Origin of the sequence: Rariglobus hedericola (genome assembly GCF_007559335.1) — a bacterium.
Lineage (GTDB): Bacteria > Verrucomicrobiota > Verrucomicrobiia > Opitutales > Opitutaceae > Rariglobus > Rariglobus hedericola.
Window position 1 is genome coordinate 813,143 of the sequence record NZ_VMBG01000001.1, and the last position, 20,630, is coordinate 833,772.

A 20,630-nucleotide genomic window follows, 5' to 3' on the forward strand; every position below is an offset into this window, starting at 1 on the left:
CTAAAAATTGCCCCTCCCCATTGATATGAATATCAGACGTTACCCTTCGCCTTTCGCCGCATTTTCGCTGGTCGCAGCCGCTTTGATCGCCACAACAGCTGAAGCCGCGGATCTCACCAAGTTGAATAACGGCACGGCACTGGGTTTGGCCGGTGCTTGGTCAGAAAACGTCGCTCCGAACGGCACTCAGATTGGTGTATTTACCAGCATTTGGGACGGGACCAACACTCCTATTTACACCGGTTCCACTTTGCTTGGCATCAAACTCCAGAGCGGGGCCGCTCCGGTATCGCTAGCCTCTTCGAGCAACAGCGGAATCATGACATTGGGCACGGAAGGCTTTACACTGGAAAGCGGCACTCAGCTGAGTTTTACGGGCACCAATGGTATCAACGGAACGATCGATTTTGCCGGAGCCCAGACGTGGAATTTGGGATCGGGGTCCACGTTGTTTTTCAACACACAGCGCACGCTCTTTACCGGCGACGCGACCGAAAACATCACCTTAAATGGGACAGGTGCCCTCCACTTAAGTTTCCGCAGTGACAGCACCTCCTTCACGACCACCTTGGGCTCTGGGAGCCTGACTTTTACTGGCGGTCAGCGCTTGATAAGCGGCTCCAACAATATCAACAGTTACGCGATCAATTCAATTGTGACCAACAAGGTGTTCGTCAACGGCGACATCACCATGCAGGCGAACAGTTCGGGAACATTGAATACGGCGGGCTTACTTTTCAGCGGCGGCATGGATCTCGGGGCTAACGATGTGTCGATCAGCCTTTCGATGCCCAACGCCAGCGGCCAGAATCTGAATGCCAACCAAGTCATTCGCCTCAATTCCGCCAATACCAGCACCATGACTGGCAGTGGCACGGTGACCTTCCTCAATGAAAGCAGCGATGCCAACAAGATCGCGGGTATCGCGGTCGAAAACGGCGGCACCTTCGGAGGCGGCTTGGATGTGGTCATGGGCGCCAACACGTTTCTCTCGGTGGCGAATGGCAATGCGCTCACCTCGTCCACGAATCTGACGTTGAATGACGGCGGCTACCTGATTGGACGCTTGAGCGGTAATCTGGCCGCAACCCTAGGCACGCTCTCGGGTGCAGGCTCCGTCACCTACGTGCCGTCCGCCGGCACCACCGTCTTCACGCTCACCCTCGACGGCGGGTCTTCCACCGGCACCACGGAATTTTCGGGCAAGATCGGCAGCGACAGTGCCATTGCCGGCAGCAGCAACGCGATCGCCTTGGTCAAGACTGGCACCAACACCCAGATCCTGTCCGGGACCATGAACTACATTAAGGCCACCACGGTCTCCGGCGGTAAGCTGTTGGTGAACGGGACTCATGCACAGTCCGCCACTAGCAATGGCTACACGGTGGCTTCGGGGGCTGCCTTGGGCGGCTCCGGCCGCATCGCGGGTTTCAACGCCACCAACAACGCCAGCATGATTCTCGTCCAATCCGGCGGCATCCTGGCCCCCGGCGGCGACACCACCTTCGGCACCTTCGTTCTCGACGGAGTAAATATCTCCGGCACCGGTGCACGTGTGCTCAACATGGCCTCCGGAGCCAAATTCAACTTCACGCTCGCCGGCAACGGCGGCTCGTCCGACCAGCTTGCTTTCTGGAACTTCGCCACCGGCGACCTTCTGCTCAATTCCAACGCCATCGACCTGACCCTCTCCGGCCCCCAAGTCGCCGGCACCTACACCGTCAGCCTCTTCAAGTTCTTCAGCGACGCGGGCTCTTCGGTTGTCAGTTCGGGCCTCGCCAGCGGCCTGACCATCGGAACCCTCGGCTCCGGTATCGACAGCGCCAGTATCGCCTACAACGGATTAAACGGATCGATCGACCTCACCTACACCGTCTCCGCCATCCCCGAGCCCGCCACCGCCGCGATGATTCTCGGCGTTCTGGCACTCGGCGGCACGGTCCTGCGTCGCCGCCGCGTCAAGCAGTCCTGAACTACTCTCTCACTGGAGCCGTCGTTTCTTCTACGGCTTCCTTTCTGTTTCACCCCCTCGAAAACATGAAAGCCCTATCCCAAAAAACCTCCGTCGCCGCCTGCAGGCGTGCATTCACTCTGGTCGAGCTCCTTACGGTCGTCGCGATCATCGGCATCCTGGCGGCGATACTCATCCCCGTCGTCGGTGCCGTGCGCGAATCCGCCCGCGCATCCACCTGTGTTTCCAACCTCCGCCAGATCAGCGGTGCCATCCAAATCTTCGCCTCCGAGAACAAAGGTCAGTTCCCCGGCGGGGGGCAACGCTCGCAGGGGGGCTCCTCCGCGTCGTGGCAGGATACGCTTAATGCGATGGTATTCGAGGCCAACCTCAGCGCTCCCCGCCCCCCGCTCCAACGGTGGGGTGACACTCCGGTCAACGGCCAGATCTACTGCCCCTCCATGGAACCCTTCGGCACCACCCCCCGCTATCCTCGTGCCTATGTCATGAACGGCAATACCGGCGACACCAATACCACCAGCAACCCTCCGCTACCCACTTGGGGCCCCTTGTTCAACTACCAGAAAGGGAAACCCCTCGCCATCTTCCAAAATCCGGCGAAAACCGTGCTCTTGCTGGAAAGCGAACGCCCCGGCGACGGCGTGGGGCCTTCCGCACCTTTTGATCAGATTGTCATGGGTGACGGTGCCAGTGCCCCCGCCTGGTCGGCCAACTCCCTCGCCTTCGCCTTCCGTCACAAAGGCCGGATGAACGTCGTATTCATGGACGGTCACATTCAGTCCCTCAGCCAGGACGAAGCAGCGAAGATCAATAATAACGCGCACTTCACGCCCTCCGGGATCTGATCCGCCCATGCGGCTTGCATGTGGTCCGAGCCGATCCCGATCGGCACATGCCCGTCCATGCAATCATCGTTTGTGTGAAGGCAGTGCGCTATGCTTCGTCCGAAATAGCCATCGCAGACCGCGTCCGGTCACCAACGAAGGCAGCCAGCCGAGCGATTGTAGTCTAGATCCTCAAGCAGGCGCTCATCAGTCTTATCCCAAAGACTGCTCAGCTATTTTTGCATACTGCAAAAACCGATGTCATCGCCACTCGTTTTGCATTAAACCTGAGCCCCTGCCTCATGGCCGATCACCGATTGCTCGGCAGAGTCGGATACAAGAAATTTAGGGTTGCAATGACTGCCATCAGTCACACGTTTGATTCAGCTGTGGTATTCACCCCTGATATAGTTGCGGCACATGGGCTACGGCAACGTAGTGGCTGCTTATCCATACCCCTCATTCCAAAATGAAAACCCATACCCTACCAAAACTCATCTCACTCTTGGCGGCTGTTCCGATAATCGGCTTTGCAGCCGACACAACGTGGACCGGAGCCACCAGCACCAACTGGGGCACAAGTTCCAACTGGACGGCCAACGCTCCCGGATTCAATGGCACCGCCGTTTTCTCAGGCACCCCCACGAGCAATATGCCCGACATTTTGGGAACCAGCAAAACTGGTGTGGGACTGGACTTTCAATCTGCAGGCTGGACCATCAACGACTCCGTGGGTGGTGGGCTCCTTCGCATTGATGGAGGAGTGACCAATATCAGCTCGGCCGGTGCCGGTGTTAACACGATTAACACCAAAGTTACCTCTTCAGGATCCGCAACGCTCACAATGACGATTGGTTCGGGCAACACCCTTGTTTCCAGTGGCGACTGGGCGAACGGAGTCAGCAAAACATTCACTGGAGGTGGCACCTTCGTGCTGAATGGAGCCAATACCGCAACGGTGCTTCAGGCGGTATCTTTTACGGCGGCCAATACGATTCTGGCCAATTCGCTGTTTGGTGTAAATTCGTCCACCGTTAACAATGGTGCCAAGATTGGCGGAACCGGCATCGTTTCCGTTATGAATTATGGAACGCTGACCTTTGGTAATACCGCTAAGCTGGCCGCCGGTGGCAATGGAACCTTCGGCTCCGAGATCGGCACCCTAACCTTCAGGTCCGGCATCAATAGCGGGACTGGCATCTCCACGAACCGTGCATCCGTCACTTTGGACGCGGGTAGCATCGCCGAGATGCAAATCGGCTCTGGCGGCGTCGGAAATAATGACAAGGTCGTCCTGAGTCTGAATGCGGGTGCGGGTGGCCGATTGAATATCCTGTCCGGCGCCACGCTGAACATTCTTGGTTCTGTGATCCAAGACGGCACCTACACTCTTTTCGAGAGCACGGATGCCACGTCGACGATTGTTGGCACCTTTTCGAATGTGTTGTTCAACGGTTCCGCGATCAATCCGGCCAATTTCACACTGAACTACTCCGCCACCGCGATCACCTTGGACGTGACCGGATTGGCCTCCATGATACCCGAACCCTCAAGTGTCTCGCTTATCGCCGGTGCGGCCGTCTTCGCTTTTATGAGCGCTCGTCGCCGTCGAGCCTAAGACGCTTTTGGTTCTTACAACTCCGGTTGTCGCAAGTGGACCCGCCTGTGAAAGGCGGGTCTTTTTTTGTGGAACGATCAAAGCCATCCGCTGCAGGGTTTCCTGTTAATTATCGCGCAATTGGGTCACCGCAGTCGGGATGCGTGTTCACGCTTGATCATAGTAAACGCGCATCGTCGCGTGACCCATCGCCTCCCCGGACGTTGTCCCTGTGGCGGAGCGACCTGCCCCCGTCAGATCGCAGCGCGCCGCGCTTCGAGTTGCGCGCGGATCTCGGCCATGCGCTTGCGGTCGAGCGTGTATTTTTTCAGGAAATACAGCGACAACAGCGCGGTGACCAAGGGCACGGCGGCGAAGAGCATCCTCATCTCCCAAAGCGTGTCCGGCGACTGGGCCCCCTTGAGTTCGACGTTGAATCCGGTGACGTCGAGAATCACGCCCGACAACAGATAGGTCAGCGACAGACCAACCTTGGCGATCCATCCACCGACAGAGCCGAACATGCCTTCGCGCCGCGTTCCGTGACGCAGTTCGTCATCGTCGCAAATGTCCGCCTTCATCGAGGTGGTCACCACCCAGAAGCCCGCGGTCGGCGCCTGCAGGAAAAAATAAACGAGCACCAGCCACGGTCTCTCCGGCGTGAACAGCACCAGCGTCATCACTGAGTTGAAAGCGCCCAGCCAGACCGTCGCCTGCATCACCTTCACTTTGCCCCATTTTGACGACAAACGGACGATCAGCGGCGTGAACAGAATTGCGGCCACCGAGAACACGTTGGCCCCGATCGCCGCCATCTCGGCGCCCGCCTTCGTGTCGCCGCCATACATGTGGTAGTAGATGATGTAAGGAGCCAGCGATCCGACCATGCTCGGACCGAAGCTGCTCACCAAAATCACCCCCGTGAGCACCAGGAATTCACGATTCGCAAAGGTCTGCCGCGCGCTGAGCCAGAAGGGTGTTTTCGCCTGTCCTTGGGCGACTTTGTAGTAGCGCTCTTTGACGAAAATCGCGGGCAATATGCCACCCACGATGATCACGCCCGCCAAAATGTAGCTCAGATAACGCATGCCCGCCATGGTGTCTCCGGAGAAGGCTTCAGACTGGGCCAGCCGAAACACCCACGGCAGCAGCAGCGAGAACGCGAAGCTGAACACCATCTTGTAGCCCGAGATCGACGTGCGTTCGTCGTAGTCCGCCGTCATTTCCAGCCCCAGCGTGTGGTAGGGCACGACCTGGATCGTCGCGCAGAAATAAAACAGCAGCATCGTGCACAGGTAATAGATGAACAGAGGCTGCGTCTGCCCCGCCCACGACGCCGGCACCATCCAGATCATCACAAAACCCGCGGCCGCGAGAAACGAACCGACAAAAATGAACGGCCGTCGCCGCCCCCAACGACTGCGCGCGTTGTCCGACCAGCGGCCGATCAGCGGATCGGTAAACGCGTCGAAGATGCGCGAGATCATCAGCACCAAACCGATCAGCGACGGACTCAGCCCGAGCGTGATGTTGTAAATCGGGTTGGCCAGGCTCTTCACGCCGTCGCCGGACAGCTGGTAACTGCCGGAACCGACTCCGTAGAACAGCTTCTCCAGAAGCGGTATCTTGTCTTTGGTGGCGGTCTTATGCTCTGCGTTGTTCATGAGAAGGGCATCTCAATCCTTGCAGCGAGAGACCTAGCACCACCAAGAGTAGGCGGATGCCGAAGATCACGGCGGAGCGCCGTGGGAGGCGACGGAGAACGGTCATGGGCCTTTGAGATAGATGTCGGGTTTGCCCCAGCCGGGAGCGCGGCCGGTTGCGTCGAGGGGCGTGCGGATGAACGACAGGGCCGAAGCCATGCTCTCCACCGCGCGGTAGGCGGGAAGGTTGGCGGGGCGACCGTATTCACCCTGACCGCCGCGGATCACGCGAAAGCTCTCAAAGCTGCCGTCAAAGCTGCCGAACAACGTGACTTCGCCGCGCGGCAGATCCACGTCGGGCGTCCACTGCCAGTCCCAGCGTTTGTCCGCATGCTCGATGTTGTGACGGATGAAACAGCGCGGGCGACCGGAGGCCATTTGCATGACGCTGAAGGCGTTGTTGGCGCCCACCGGCTTGGGCCCTCCGTCGTTCCTCAGCACGGTGCCTGCCTGCACGCCGTCGCGCACCCAGCGCAGGTCGTCGGTCTGCCACGTGGAGGTGCTGTCCACGCCGGGTCCGTCGAGGTGCAGCGTATACCAGCGGCCGGCATCCACGGGGTAGAGATCTCGGCGGAACGCGGGCGTGCTCTTCGGCCCGGAGAAGGGTTTGTCGCGTTGCAGCGAAAAGGTGCGGATAGCGCAAGCGTGAACCGAATCAACGCCGCCGAGCACCGGCTGCCATTCGCCACCGCGCCACTCGAAGAAGCGGTGCTGGCGTGTTGTATCCATCCATACATACAGCTCGTCGGCCTTCGCGGTGAAGCCGGTCGGCGGCCGGTCGGCGGACATGTAGCGGATTTTGCGCACGCCTTCGGCGAAGACGTTGTGAAGCATCGCATAGGGGTAATAGTGTTCGGGCGGCGTGGGAAAATAAGGCGTGTAAACCTGTATCGTCAGGTGGTCTCCGTCCTTGAAGGTGTCGGTGGATTCCACCCGGCTGACCAAACGTCCTTGGCTGTAGAGTTCGAAGCGGACGGTGTCTGCCTCGGTGAGCGCCACGCGGTAGGAGCCGGCGGAGTTCTTTTCGCTGAGCAGCTCGCGCCAGGTGCCGGGTTTTCCGACGGAGCGGAATTTCGCGTGCAACAGGAAGCCGTCGTCGGGCGAACCGGCGCGCCACGGATTCGTCAAAACGGTTTTCTTGGCGGCCACGACGGGACCGGACAACTCGTCGAAGAAGCCTCCCTTGCGCGACGGGTCGCCGAGGAAGGCAGCCAGATCGGTCGGCATGCCGGGGATTTTTTTCAGCTCGGAGAGCGGCGTGAGTCGCGCGGCTCCGCCGGGCGAGGCGACCCAAGCGGGCTTGGGCGCGTAGTCGGTCGGCGACACCCACCCGGAGAGGAACTTGTCTCCGGCGTAGGTGGTGCGCGAGAAGTCGGGTCTGTAGCCGGTCTTCAGTTCGCCGGTGTAGAGAATGGGGCGTTCGTAAACATCCGCGAGCGTCGGCACGTTGGCGCGCCAGCCTTTGCGCGCGTCGGCGTCGGGCCGGCCGTCCACCGTCTGCTTGAAGGGCGCGGGCATGAAGTCGGTATTGGCGATGCCGTAAACGTTCTCGGAGTTGAGCAACTCGAAGAAGGGCTGGCCGATTTTTCCGCCGATCGTGGAGGCGGGCCGGAAATAACCGTAGGGCGGACGGTTGTAGTTGTCCCAACGTTCGAGGAACGCGTTGCCCATGATCGCGAGGTTCTCGATGTAGGTTTTCTGGTCCATTTTCGGGTTCGCGACCACGAAGGCTTTGTCGGGCGCGATCGACATGATGCCGCGATGGCCGCCGGGCGTGATGTTCTGAAACACGTTCCAGTAGATCGCGCTGTTTTTGTAGGCGTCGCCGTCGATGATGAAGTTCTGGACGCCGCCGCCGATTTCCTGCCACGTGGCCGGCCAGTTGTGCCGCCCGAATTGGAAGAAATTGCTGAAGATGTAGAAGCTTTGGGGACGGATGTCGGTCTGGTTCGCCTGCGATTGGAAATCGTCCGAATGCAGATTCGCACCGAGGTGCCAGCTGTCGTCCTCGCGATTGGCGAAACCACTCGCACCGGCGGCGTGGTTGTAGGCAACCACGCAGTCCGTCCAACCACCATACATCTGGAAGGCGTCGTGCCCGCGCTCGAACCAGTTGCGGGCGATGATGGTGGAGACGGCCTGCGTGCCGCCGGGCGTCGTGATCGTGGAACCCGAGGTGGCGAGGAGGTTGTCCAGGATCGTGCATTGGGTGACCTTGCGCACCATGACGGCACCCGAGGCGACGCCGTCCGGGCACTCGACCCAGTTGTTTCTGAAGTCGAGGTTGCGGCCGTCGAGCATCACAACCGTGTCGTATTTGGCTGCCTTCTCCTGGGTGACACCGTCGTCGGCCAACCGGGTGAACCGGCAGAACAAAAAGCCGATATTGTTCACCTCTGAAGTGCGAAGCCACGGAATAGTGGTCTGCGGGTGACCGACCAGCCAAACCTTCCGCCCTTCGCCGAGTTCGGAAACGACCTTGCCCCACTTCGACCACTTGCTGGCTGAGATGCCCAGTCCATCGGCGTCGCTGATCACTCCGGCGGGCAGTTGAATGACATAGGGCCGTCCCGCGATCACGGTCTCGTTGCTAAGATTGGCGGTCATCCAGTCCTTGAGTTGCTCCCAGTTCAGTCCCTTCGCGGCGGCGTCAAAATCGATCTTCAGATCGCCGCGCGAAAGCTTGGCGGGGATGCGCGCCGCCGGGTCCTGCCAAGGCTCGATCAAAAACACCGCGAGCTTGCGCAGGTGGATTTTCCGCCCGTCACCCGTGACCGACTCCGGCGTCGGCATCCACGGACAACCGGGCAAGGGAGCAATAAACTCACGGGCAAACCACGCCGGGTTTTTCCCGTCGGCATCCGTCATCTCGAAAAGAAACAGGAGGCGCCCCGCCGGCGTCCCTGCGAGTCGCACGCCGATGCGGTGAAAGGGTTTGGAGTTAGGCCGCGTCTCATCGGCCACCTTCAGTCCGAGCAGCGCACCGCTCGCGTCACGGTTCAAGGGGACCGGCCGGCGCAGATAAGTCCCGCCGCTTTGCAAGGCCCCCAGGCCGTCGAGGGCGTCCACCATCTCCCGCTGGTCGTCCTTCACCATCTCCCCCGAGGCTGATCTAAACCCCGGATTCAACTGCGCGTCGATCTCCACCTGCGCGGGATCAATCTGCTTCAGAAAATCCACCGCACCCACCACGGCCACCTCAACCCGGCGGCCATCGGCACCCGTCAGCGACACGTTTTTTTTCGTCGTGGCGAGCTGCCACACCGCATCGCCCCGCTGAGCCCAAACTTCGGGTGACGGAACCTGGGCGTCGCACCGCGGGGCGAACAGGCACAAGACCGCAACCAATACACTGCCAGAATAAACACAGGGGTATTTCCAAGGTTTCATAGGAATATATCAAACGTGTGACTAGATAGGTGACATGCGTCAACGCACAAGTGATAATGACGCTACCCGCTTTAAGAAAGCAGTTTACCTTAACTTGAAGCCCTAATCACCAATCGCGGCTCAATGCCCACGGATTCACAGTCGATTCCTTCAAGCCGTTGAAAAAGCAGACGTGCAGTTTCCCGCCCCACCCGCTTCATTTCGGAGGTCGTCGAGGTCAACGGAACCATGCAGGCCGTGCAAAGCACGGAATCGTCCACACCCGTGACGCGCACATCCTCCGGCACGCGCTTTCCCCGGCGAATCAACTCATGCACCGCTCCAAGCGCCTGATGGTCAGACTGGGCCACAATGCCGTCAAAGCCAATGCCGGCATCCAGAAGCACGCCCACCGCGCGTGCGCCGCTTTCAATCCGGTAATCATTACAGTCAAACAACAGGCGTGAATCGACCGAGATTCCGGCATCCTTGTGGGCAGCCAAAAATCCCTGATAGCGGGCGGGCATGGTTCCTTTCAAGTGAACGATGCGACTGCATCCGCGCGCCAAAAGATGGCGTGTGGTCAAATAACACTGCCGCTCCGTGTTTTCAGTTACGTTGGGCACGCCTTCAATCGGCTTTTCTTCGAACGCGGTGACAATCGGCAACCCTCCGCGATTAAGCTCCAGCAACAGATCGTAAATCGAAGGATGCGGCAGACCCACTACGATCAGGCCGTCCACTTCGCTTCGCATACGTTGGTCAAACTGCCGGGTAAAATCCGCGTCCGTCTCAAAAAAGCGCAGCCACATGCGCAGACCATGGTCGTCCAGTTCCGACGAAAGCCCCTCCAAAACATCGTGCGCCAGTTCACTGCCCCGCTCGCCGATCGGATGCACCAGCACGCCAACTGCACCCTTCCGCCCCTGCTTGAGTGCGGTGGCGAGCGGATGCGGGCGATAATTCATCTCCTCGGCCTTTTTGAAAATAGCCTCCTTCACCTCGGGGCGCACCCCCGTATTGCCCAAACGTCCGCTCAGGACTTTCGAGACGAGCGAATAGGAGACACCCAACTCGGCGGCGACGTCCTTGAGGGATACTGCGCGGCGTCCGGTGTAACAGGGACGTAAACTTGACATGCGAGCAGGATGGGAATCGGGCTGGGTTCGTCCATGTAAAATTACAGATCAAACGTTCAATAGCACGATAAGAACCTGACATGGACCATTCAGTAAAACGCGAAGATCATGCCACTCGTGTTTAGCTCCATGCTTTATCGACCCATGAGAGCAAGCTCCACAACAACCGACAAACGCTGAAGGGAGCGCTGCGCACTCTCTTTGAAATCCATCCAAAGCACCTGGTGGATAGATGACCGATTTCTCTATACGCGATTGAACTTGCCTCATTAGTCAAACGAGTGATTAAACTCCCATCAGTCACCCCACGGCCCGCCCCACCCCGCCAAAAAATCACATGCAAGGCATTTTATTACAGCCTGTTGTGCGAAAAAAAGTCCGCACATTCCGAACACAATCGGGCTTTGCCCTGCTTATCACCATAACATTGCTGGCTTTTTTGGTCCTTTTGCTCGTTTCGCTGGCCTCGCTCACACGTGTAGAAACACAGGTCGCTTCGAATAATCAGCAGATCGCCCAAGCCCGTCAAAACGCGCTCACCGCCCTTAACATCGCAATCGGCGAACTCCAGAAATACGCCGGCCCCGACCAACGCACCACCGCCCGGGCCGATCTCGATGCAACCCTGGTCAACGACACGCAGAAAAACGGTCGCTGGACCGGCGTCTACGGCAGCCGCGTGTCCTCCGACTATGGCGATACTCCGACCCAGATCGCCAACAAGATCGCGACCGTGTATGCATCGGCCTCCGGCACCGACGCGGTCACCCAAACCGGATCCCTTCCCCGTAAAGGATCGCAGGCCATTCTGCTCAACTGGTTGGTCAGTGGGAACGAATCCAAAACGGGATTCTCGCCGTCAAGCGATGTAGCCGGGGACGGCCACATCACCCTCACGGAGACACCGGTCACGCCAACCTCCACCTATCACAAACCCGGCGACATGCCTGCCGGCGAAACGCTCGATCTTGCCGCAGTCATGCCCTCCGGCTCCCAGACCCAAGCCCTGCTGGTGGGTGCGGCGACCGCGTCCGCTGGATCGGACCGGGTCAGCGCCCCCTTGGTCAAAATTCAAGTGCCCGACAGCGCGCTCCCCGGTTTCGCCTCTGGCGGTTCCGGCAGTCAGACAGTCGGCCGCTACGCTTGGTGGGTGGGCGACGAGGGCATCAAGGCGCACGTCAATCTGGCGCCCGAAACGGGGACCGCATTGTTGCCGCCCTCATCACCCGCCAATGCATTTATCGCCGCGCAACGCACCGCGATCGAGCTGGTCGACAAAAAAAATCCAGTGGGTTCCACCGCCACGTTCAATAGCGCCGACCTCATCGGCTCGACAGCGTATGACCCGACGGGCCTCGCCATCAATCGGTTGGTGTCGGTGAACCAGCTCTCCGCGCTCAACTCAGGAGTATGGGAAACCGCCCGCAAGCTCCGCTTTCACGACCTCACCACCACGTCCCGGTCCGTGCTGTCCGACACCTACGCAGGCGGTTTGAAGAAGGACCTCTCCTCCATCCTCGCCACCGGCGCGAGCTCGCCGGCGGACAGCGATCTGCTGTTCAAGCCGCCCTCCGGCGCCCTTCCCTACAGCCTGCCGTCCTGGGGCAAGCTGCGCACCTATGTGCAAAACACCGCCGGAGCCTCGGCGAGCAGTCCGCTGGTGCCGCGGCTGCCCACGCCCACCGACCCCGGGCTCTACCCGGTCATGACCTACTCCGACGTCCAGTTCGAATACATCGACACCGGCACCCAGATCGCCCTCGCCGTCATTCCCCGCGTCGTGCTATGGAACCCCTACACCCGCCCGATCAAGGCTGCCCGTTACGAGTTCGGCCTGGTCAACGCCTCAGGGGTTTTCCAACTGATCAAGCGCGTCGATGGCTCCTCAACCTGGGAGATTGTGGACGGTCCCCGCCAAGTGGCTTACAATTGCGAAACCGCACCTCCCACCGGCAGCGGCAAGCCGCATTTCATGCGCTTCATTATCGACGCCTCCGAAGATATACCTCCGGGCGTCAGCTACACCTATGGATTGACCGGTTCATCCGTCTACAGCGCGCCCTACGGCTCGAAACCGACGAACATACTCAGGCGCACCGCCACGCCCGGATACGCGATGATCAGCACGGGCAAAAGCACCGCCCCCAATGAGTTTTACCGCATCAAGGCATCGACCAGCGTCACCGGCATCCAATTTCAATTCCAAGGTGCCGTTTCGACCTACCTTGGCTTGGACCCCGACCTGCACACCAACCGCAGCCCGCTTCCCGTCTGGCCTCCGGACGGAACGACCAACAACCAATGGTATCAAGCCTACATGAACATGGGCTTTTCCGGCTCAATCAGCGCCTACGCGACTCCGGCGCAGCGCTCGATCAACTCCTCGCTGCCCTATCTTCAGAACGATGATGATCCTTATGACGACAACCCTCCCGCCAACAACACCGGCGTAACCCTGCTCTCCACCCCCGGCACCCAAAAGTGGGGCACCGTCGTCTATCACCTGCTGGCCAGCCGCCAACGTTATCTGGTGGTGGCCAACCCCCGGGCCGAAGGTATGGGCGTGCCTCCATTGGGCACCGTGGACGGGCGCCGCGGTAAATCGGTCAACTTCACGCCTGGATATAACGGTGCCGAAAAACTGGCCTCCATGACCGCGTCCGGCGAGGTCTCCTCGATCCGGGACTTCAAGTTGGTCAGCGGCACTCCCGAAAACAGCATTCTTTTCGAGCAGCGGCGCGAAGACCAACCCTTCATGTCCATCGGCCAGCTCCAGCATGCCGAAGTTTCTCCGAGCATGTATCATCCGGCCTACTTGATCGGAAATGCCAACGCGCCCTCCATTCGCTTCACCAGCGCCGTGGATCAAGACCGTCCCCTGCTCCAAACCTACAATTACGACGCCAGCAAAATGAACACCAATGACAGCCTCCGCGCTGGTGATAGCTACGACGTCCAATATCTGGTCAACCGCATACTCTGGGATCGTTACTTCGTTTCCACTGTTCCCAACGACGGCACCAATGCGGCCGGAGTCACGAATATCCCCGACATCCTGCCCAACCCCCGCCACGTCTGGCTGCCCGGCGCCGACACGCTGAGCGATGCCGACAAACGCAACGCCGACCTCGTCGCCGCCCACCTCATGCTCAAGGGCGGCTTCAACATCAACTCCACGTCCGAGCAGGCTTGGCGCGCCGTGCTGGGCGGTCTCAACCGGCTCAACTACAGCAACGCCACGCCCGACAATCCCGCCGGAGCCGCGCTCCCCCGCTTCTCCGATCCACCGCCGTCCTTAGTGCAATTTCCCACCCCTCCGCCCAACCGTTTCGACTGGGCGTTCACAGGCTACCGCGCGCTCACCGACACCCAGATCGCCACGCTCGCCAAGACCATCGTCGCCGAGATACGCAACCGCGGCCCCTTCGTCTCTATGGGCGACTTCGTCAACCGCCGCCTGCGCGACAATCCCGACACCACCGTCACCAGCATCGGCAACGAGCCCCGCTCCGGACTGCCGTTCAACTACCGTGAATCCGTCAAGGGCACTCTGCACGAAGCCCTCGACCGCACTCCCACCTCGGGTGCCGCCTCGATCAACAATAGCATGGGCAAACCTCCCTTCAACACCACCAACTTCAGCAGTATCGACATCGACACCACCTATTCGATCGTTGATGGCGAGGCGATGCGTGGCGGCGATTACGACCGCATCGTGCGGGTCGCTCCCTACAGCAACCTCGAAGCCAACGCCCCGCAGTTCCTGACGCAGGCCGACATCCTATCGGCCATCGGCCCCGGTCTATCGGCGCGTTCCGACACCTTCACTATCCGCACCTACGGAGACGTGCAAAATCCTCTCACCGGAGAGATCACCGGTCGCGCCTGGTGCGAAGCCACCGTCCAACGCACCGTCGAGCCCGTCAACCGCCGGAGCACCAACGCCTCCAACCCCGACTACAACGAACCTGCCGCCGGCACGGCCTCCCAGCCCGACTTTGGCCGACGCTTCAAAATCATCTCCTTCCGATGGCTCTCCTCCAACGAAATCTAATCCTCGGGCTGGTCGCGTTCCTGTGCCTGGCCGTCGCTCCCACCCGGGCTGCCCCGTCCGCGCAATCCTGGCCAAACACCTTCAAGGCCATCATTATTGCCCGCGATCTGACCGTCATCGGAGACCTCTACTACGATGTCGGCAAAACCCAGGTGCTCTTTTCGGCAAGCACCCAGCGGCTATCCCGAGCCTATCCCGTTCCCCCGGATCGCAAGATCGAGATCTATCGTCTGCAACCCGCCGTGCCCCCCGAGATCACGCCGACCAAGGTGCCCGTCGCCGAAATCACATTCACCGAGGGCGGTCCGTGGCTGGTGCTCATGGCCGCCGCCCAAACCGCCGGCGTCACCACTCGGATTCAGCCCCAGGTTATCGACGCCTCACTGAATGCCCATCCGCAGCGAACCGTTCGTATTTATAACTTTTCCCAAGACGCCATGGCCATCAGCGCAGGTGACGAGAGGTTTTCCCTCACACGCGGCCAGGCACGACTGGTTTCCTACCCCAACTCGACGACGCCCGCACTCTGGCTGAAATGCGCGGTGCCCAAGGTGGACGACTGGTCCTTGGAAATCAGCTCTGCCCAAACCATCGTGCCCGGAAACACCCGCGCCCTGTGGCTGCTCTACGACCAGCCGGGCACTCCCGAAAACCCGCAAAGCAGCATCGCCATCCGCAATCTGGTCGAACCGCTGCCCGAGCCCGAAAAAACGGACAAGTAGGACCACTCGCCAAAAGATAACTCCGCGCCCGCCTTTTGTTTTCTCCGTCCATGAACTCACCGGATAAACTCTCCGCCAAACCCCTCGTCCTCATCACCGGCGCCTGCGGCTTCCTCGGCCAGTCGCTGGTCTCCGAATTCCAAGCCGCCGGCTTCGCCGTGCGCGCCTTCGACGTCGTCCCGCCTCCCGCCGGCTGCACGCCGGACGAGTTTCAGGTCGGCGACGTGTCGGACGTCGCCTCGGTCGCCAAGGCCTGCGCCGGCGTGGATGCCCTCGTTCTTTCCCACATGGCTCCCCAGCGCGCCTACGAAACCGCCGCGCTGCCTTTCGACATCAACGTCAAGGGCACCGCCCTCCTCTGCGCCGAGGCCGCCAAACAGGGCATCAAACGCGTCGTCCTCATCTCCAGCATCACCGTGGTGGACGGCTACCGCGCCTCGGGCCAACGATTCCTTCGCAGTCTTCCTCCGCTGCCGATCGGCCTCTACGGACTGACCAAGCACCTCCAGGAACAGATCATCGATTTCCATCAGCGCGCCGGCCACTTCACCGCCGTCTCGCTCCGCCCCGCCTACGTCACCGACGCCGACACGCTCACGGATAAATACCAGCGTCAGAAGCCGTCCGTGAACTGGCAGTTCATCGACCGCCGCGACATCGCCGGCGCCGCCATCGCCGCACTCACCACCGCCCGGAACGCGCAAGGCACGTATTTTATCCACGGCCACCGCGACGGCCCGACTCACATGGAAACGGAACCCACCGCCCGCGAACTCTGCTGGACCCCGCGCTTCGATTTCTCCAACTGGCCCGACGACGCGCCCGCCGCCACCTGATCATTCCAAGATGACAGCCACGACCTCGCGCACCTTCACCCGTGCCTTCTCCACGCTCGGCTGCGCCGACCTCCCGCTGGAAAAGATTTTCGATCTGGCTCAGCGCCACGGTATCCCCTCCGTGGAACTGCGCGCGATGGACGGCACGATCAATCTCACGGAGCGCCTGGAAAACATATTTCTCTTCCACAAGGATTTCGCGGGCCGCATCGAACAAACTCCCGTGCGTATTTGTTCTCTCGATACTTCTTTCCGGCTTTCCGAAAACACCGATGCCGAACGCACCGCCCTGCTCCGATTCGTGCCGTGGGCCGAGGCCGCCGGCATCCCCCGTCTGCGCGTCTTCGACGGCGCGGGGTTCAATGAAAACCCTGGGCTCACGCGCGCGCTCGACACCCTCGACTGGTGGTGCGACCTGCGCTCCGCGCGCGGCTGGAGGGTCGATCTCATGATCGAAACGCACGACTCCCTGCTCCGCGCTCCACTCATTCTCCGCTTCCTCGAACGCGCCCCCACAGGCACCGCGATACTCTGGGATTCCCATCACACCTGGCGGCTGGGCGGTGAAACGCCCACGGACACCTGGCGCGCCATCGGCCCACACGTTGTCCACATCCACGTGAAGGACAGCGTCTCCAAGCGCGACGGGCACAACGCTTACACCTATATTCCGTGCGGACAAGGCGAGTTCCCCATGGCTGATTTGCTCAAAGCGCTGTCGAAGGACGCTTACTCCGGCGTCGTCAGCTTGGAGTGGGAACGCCTGTGGCACCCCGGCATCCCTCCGCTCGAAGAATCCCTTTCCTCTGCTTCAACCCATAACTGGTGGTAAAGCCTCTACCTTCAAATGATACCCCGCTCCTTAACCCTGCCCATTCTCGCTTTCGTCCTTTCGTTGGTCAGCGCCACCTCCGCGTTCAGCCAAACCCTCTACGACGCCGCGCGCCCCGAACTCGGCGCCACCGCCAAGGGCACCAACTCCAGCTTCAACCGTGACTGGCCCGCCGGCCGCGCGCTCGGTATCACCAAGGGCAGCGGCACCATCTTCAACCCATTCGAGGGCGCCACCATCGACGTCCGCCTCGTCATTCCCGTTCAAATCGCCGCCATCGAGATCACCGGCCTCGACTACGCCAGCACCCGCCAAGTCTCGGGCGTCGATGTCTTTATCGACGACAAAAAAGTCGCCTCCGCTCCCCTCCCCGACGCTCCCGGACAACCCACTCGCATCGCCATCCCCGGTTCACCCGTCAGCCAGCGCGTCCGCCTCGTCGCCACCGGCGGACACCCCAATCGCACCGACAAAAACGGCAAAAAAGGCCCCGACTGGGGCGGCTTCGGCAAGATCGCCGTGCTCTCCCCGCTCGATCTCTCGGAGAAGCTCAAGCCCGTGGACAACTACACCGTCACGAGTTCGCCCGCCTTCATCGCCGCCACCACCCAATCCCGCGCCAAGCCCCAAGTGTCCGTTTACGGCGAACCCCGCCAGGCCCAAGGCCATCCCCGCACATTGTGGGACAAGCAGGACGTCGCCCACTTCCGCGCGATGATCAAAACCTCCCCGCTGCTCGCCTCCCAATACGCCGCGCTCAAAAAAGCCATGGACGAGCGCATCGCCTTGCCCATCGCGTTGCCCGTTCCCGTCCAAGGTCCCGACGGAAAATGGACGCACCTCCCCGAAAATCCCAACGGTCGCATCCACAACGAATTTTCCCTGCACATCTCTAACCTCGCCACGATCTACGCCCTGTCCGGCGAGGAAAAATACGCCAACTACGCCCGCCGCTTCCTGCTCGCCTACGCCGACAACTTCGAGAAATACGCGCCCGGCAACCGCCCCGGTTTCGCCCACGACCAGGGCAAGCTCTTCGACCAACGTCTCTCCGACGCCACGTGGCTGATCCCCGTCGCACGCGGCTACGACATCATCTACAACTCTCCTTCGATCACTCCGGAAAACCGCCGTCACATCGAGGACAACCTCCTCAAGGCCTCCGCCAAGTTCATCGCCGCCAACCAACACGTCCTGCGCGGCCCCACCAACTGGTCGGCCATCTGCACCACCGCCGTGCTCATCACCGGTTACGCCACCGATGACGACGCCTTGATCCAGCTCGCCATGTATGGCCCCAACGGAACTCGCGAGAAACCGAACGGCGGCGTCCTGCTCCACTTCAGCGACAAGACCATCGGCTCCGACGGCCTCTGGTCCGAAGGCGCCATCGGCTACCAGTTCATGGCCATGCAATCCGTCATCGCCGACGCCGAGATCCTCTGGCGCAACGGCATCGACATGTATCGTTACCGCGACGGAGCCCTCAAAAAACTCTTCGATTCCGCCATCGCCTACGCCTACCCCGACCTGAAGACGCCCGCCGCCAACGACTCCGGCAGCGCCTCCATCGTGGGCCGCGAATCCTACCTCTACGAATACGGCTATCTTCGTTACCGCGATCCGCGCTACCTGCTCGTGCTCGACCATCCCGAAGCCTCGCCGCGCATCGACGTCCGCTTCCAGCAATTCCCCGTCTCCGTCCTCTACGACCGCGCCGACGACGCCCGCATGCCGCCCGTCGAATGGCTCAGCGAACACTTCAACGACGTCGGCTACGGCATCCTGCGCAACACCTCCGCCAACGGCACCGTCAGCCTCATGCTCGACTACGGTCCCAACCGTTCCCACGGCCATCCCGACAAGCTCAACATCGACTTGTGGACCACCAAGACCGGCATCCTCGCCCCCGACCCCGGCATCGTCTGGTATGAACAACCGCTCTATCGCAACTGGTATCACACGACCGTCGCCCACAACGCCCTCGTGGTGGACGAACAGGACCAGATCCCCAGCGGCGGCTCCCTGCTCGTTTACGGTTTCGGCGACACCTTCGCCATGCAGCGTGCGAACGCCTTGGACGCCGCCCCCGGCGTCGTGCAGGACCGCGCCGTCTTCGTCACCGCCGATTACGTCGCCGACGTGTTCGGCGCCTTCGCCCGCCTGCCGCGCAAGTTCGACCTCGCCTGGCATCTCCTCGGGAATTTCTCGACCGAGCTTCCGCTCAAACCCGTCGAGCTGCCCAAGCCGCGCGAACCCGGTTACTCCGAACTGGCCGCCACCAATTCCGCCCGCACGTCCTCCAGCTGGCAGGCCGCCTTCCAAGTCAAAGATGCGCCCGTCCGTTTCCACGCCGCCGCCGCCGGCGACACCGAGGTCATCACCGGCGACGGCTGGTTTGGCCGCGATCGTCCGAAAGCGCTCATCCAGCGCCGCGAAACCAACCAGACCGTTTACGGCAGCGTAATCGACGTCTCCGCCGCCGCTGAGCCGTTCGTAAAATCAACCACCCTCGACGGCTCGCTCGAAAAAGGCCGCGCGCTTCTCACCGTGGCCACTGCGCGCGGCGAAGACCTGTGCTTCGTCGCGTATCGTCCCGGCAACTACACGGTCGGCGGACTGGAAACCGACGCCCTCCAGGCCTTCGTCCGCCGCGAAGGCAACCACACCACCGGCCTGATGCTCGGCGGTGGCCGCACCCTCAAGACCGCCGACGCCCGCCTGAGCCTGTCCGCCCCCGGCATCGTCGCCCTCGAAAAAGCCGACACCGGCGCCTACGTACTTTCCAACCTTTCCGAGCTCCCGCTGCAGGTCACCCTCGACTTCGCTCCGCTCAAGGCGACTGAGGCCTACCCCATCGACGCCTCCGGCCGCCGCACCGGCGCCGCCACCCCGGTCACCTCCACGATCTCCCTGAACGCCGGACAAAAAATCGAATTCGCTCCTCGCGGCCAGCCGGGCATCCAAGAAACCCGCACCGCCATGCTCCGCCAGCGCCAGGCGGAACAGGCCAACGCGTTGAAAGCCGAGCGTGATGCCGCCGCCGTTCGTTCGCAGGCCCGCGCCCGCGAAGCCGCCGCCCATCCCGCCCCTGCGAAGACCCTCGTGGTCGTGCAAGCCGAGACCTTGGCCAACCAAGGCGAAGGCAAGGTCAACGTGGCCACCAACAAGACCGGCCAGGTCGGCACCTCCTTTGCCGGTTGGAACGACGAAGGCCACTGGCTCGAATGGGAGGTCACCGTTCCCGCCGACGGTTATTACAACGTGTCGCTCGTTTATTGCACGCAGCTCAACAACGGCGAACGCGAGATTCAGGTGAACGGCGTCGTCCAGGAGCCCTACGCTCCGTTCCGTCTTCCCGCCACCGGGGGCTACTCCAACGGCACCGACGACTGGCGTCTCTTCACCGCGCAAGACCCGATCACCAGCACTCCGCTCCTCGTCCAGTTCAAAGCCGGCAAAAACAGCCTTCGTCTCACCAACGCCAACGGGCTCGCCGCCAACCTCGATTACCTCATCGTCTCCAGCCCCGACGTTTCCCCGCAACGTATCTCCCCAAAATGATCCCGGCTTCTTCCCGCC

General features: G+C 61.2%; 11 protein-coding genes. 8 read left to right on the top strand and 3 right to left on the bottom strand.

What is annotated here, in order from left to right; translation table 11 throughout:
- Positions 1-25 precede the first annotated feature (25 nt).
- From FPL22_RS03720 to FPL22_RS03730, 3 genes are all read left to right on the top strand, one after another.
- Complete coding sequence (locus FPL22_RS03720) at positions 26-1,972, top strand: beta strand repeat-containing protein (RefSeq protein ID WP_144228758.1); 1,947 nt, start codon at positions 26-28, stop codon at positions 1,970-1,972.
- Positions 1,973-2,037: 65 nt separating this feature from the next.
- Entirely contained in the window at positions 2,038-2,817 is a 780-nt protein-coding gene (locus FPL22_RS03725) for a prepilin-type N-terminal cleavage/methylation domain-containing protein (protein ID WP_144228759.1), read from the top strand.
- 448 nt (positions 2,818-3,265) lie between these two features.
- The gene (locus FPL22_RS03730; RefSeq protein ID WP_144228760.1) at positions 3,266-4,414 is read left to right on the top strand and encodes a PEP-CTERM sorting domain-containing protein; all 1,149 of its coding nucleotides are present in this window, start codon (positions 3,266-3,268) and stop codon (positions 4,412-4,414) included.
- A gap of 233 nt (positions 4,415-4,647) precedes the next feature.
- Here the strand turns inward: FPL22_RS03730 and FPL22_RS03735 are convergent, their stop codons facing one another.
- The 3 genes from FPL22_RS03735 to FPL22_RS03745 all read right to left on the bottom strand — a co-directional run bounded on the left by FPL22_RS03735 (position 4,648) and on the right by FPL22_RS03745 (position 10,604).
- Positions 4,648-6,057, bottom strand: a complete 1,410-nt coding sequence (locus FPL22_RS03735) for an MFS transporter (RefSeq protein ID WP_144228761.1) — start codon at positions 6,055-6,057, stop codon at positions 4,648-4,650.
- Between the two features lie 102 nt (positions 6,058-6,159).
- Complete coding sequence (locus tag FPL22_RS03740) at positions 6,160-9,486, bottom strand: hypothetical protein (protein ID WP_144228762.1); 3,327 nt, start codon at positions 9,484-9,486, stop codon at positions 6,160-6,162.
- A gap of 89 nt (positions 9,487-9,575) precedes the next feature.
- On the bottom strand, positions 9,576-10,604 hold the full coding sequence (locus FPL22_RS03745) for a LacI family DNA-binding transcriptional regulator (RefSeq protein WP_144228763.1): 1,029 nt from the start codon (positions 10,602-10,604) through the stop codon (positions 9,576-9,578).
- 439 nt (positions 10,605-11,043) lie between these two features.
- Here FPL22_RS03745 and FPL22_RS03750 point away from each other — a divergent pair, with 439 nt between their 5' ends.
- From FPL22_RS03750 to FPL22_RS03770, 5 genes are read left to right on the top strand one after another with little or no spacing between them, the layout of a single operon-like run.
- Positions 11,044-14,658 (top strand): hypothetical protein, encoded by a 3,615-nt coding sequence (locus FPL22_RS03750; RefSeq protein WP_144228764.1) that lies wholly within the window; start codon positions 11,044-11,046, stop codon positions 14,656-14,658.
- Positions 14,634-15,380 carry a hypothetical protein gene (locus tag FPL22_RS03755; RefSeq protein WP_144228765.1) on the top strand — a complete coding sequence of 249 codons (747 nt, stop codon included), beginning with the start codon at positions 14,634-14,636 and terminating at the stop codon, positions 15,378-15,380. Before FPL22_RS03750 ends, FPL22_RS03755 begins: the two co-directional genes overlap by 25 nt.
- A 50-nt stretch (positions 15,381-15,430) precedes the next feature.
- The gene (locus tag FPL22_RS03760) at positions 15,431-16,216 is read left to right on the top strand and encodes an NAD-dependent epimerase/dehydratase family protein (protein WP_144228766.1); all 786 of its coding nucleotides are present in this window, start codon (positions 15,431-15,433) and stop codon (positions 16,214-16,216) included.
- Positions 16,217-16,226: 10 nt separating this feature from the next.
- Positions 16,227-17,048, top strand: coding sequence for a sugar phosphate isomerase/epimerase family protein (locus tag FPL22_RS03765; protein WP_144228767.1), 822 nt, complete (start codon positions 16,227-16,229; stop codon positions 17,046-17,048).
- Between the two features lie 15 nt (positions 17,049-17,063).
- Positions 17,064-20,612, top strand: coding sequence for a heparinase II/III domain-containing protein (locus FPL22_RS03770; protein WP_144228768.1), 3,549 nt, complete (start codon positions 17,064-17,066; stop codon positions 20,610-20,612).
- Positions 20,613-20,630 lie beyond the last annotated feature (18 nt).

Coding starts and splice junctions, on each gene's coding strand:
- FPL22_RS03740 (WP_144228762.1), bottom strand. CDS start 9,486: ATGAAACCTTGGAAATACCCCTGTGTTTATTCTGGCAGTGTATTGGTT.
- FPL22_RS03720 (WP_144228758.1), top strand. CDS start 26: ATGAATATCAGACGTTACCCTTCGCCTTTCGCCGCATTTTCGCTGGTC.
- FPL22_RS03765 (WP_144228767.1), top strand. CDS start 16,227: ATGACAGCCACGACCTCGCGCACCTTCACCCGTGCCTTCTCCACGCTC.
- FPL22_RS03735 (WP_144228761.1), bottom strand. CDS start 6,057: ATGAACAACGCAGAGCATAAGACCGCCACCAAAGACAAGATACCGCTT.
- FPL22_RS03725 (WP_144228759.1), top strand. CDS start 2,038: ATGAAAGCCCTATCCCAAAAAACCTCCGTCGCCGCCTGCAGGCGTGCA.
- FPL22_RS03755 (WP_144228765.1), top strand. CDS start 14,634: ATGGCTCTCCTCCAACGAAATCTAATCCTCGGGCTGGTCGCGTTCCTG.
- FPL22_RS03770 (WP_144228768.1), top strand. CDS start 17,064: ATGATACCCCGCTCCTTAACCCTGCCCATTCTCGCTTTCGTCCTTTCG.
- FPL22_RS03760 (WP_144228766.1), top strand. CDS start 15,431: ATGAACTCACCGGATAAACTCTCCGCCAAACCCCTCGTCCTCATCACC.
- FPL22_RS03730 (WP_144228760.1), top strand. CDS start 3,266: ATGAAAACCCATACCCTACCAAAACTCATCTCACTCTTGGCGGCTGTT.
- FPL22_RS03745 (WP_144228763.1), bottom strand. CDS start 10,604: ATGTCAAGTTTACGTCCCTGTTACACCGGACGCCGCGCAGTATCCCTC.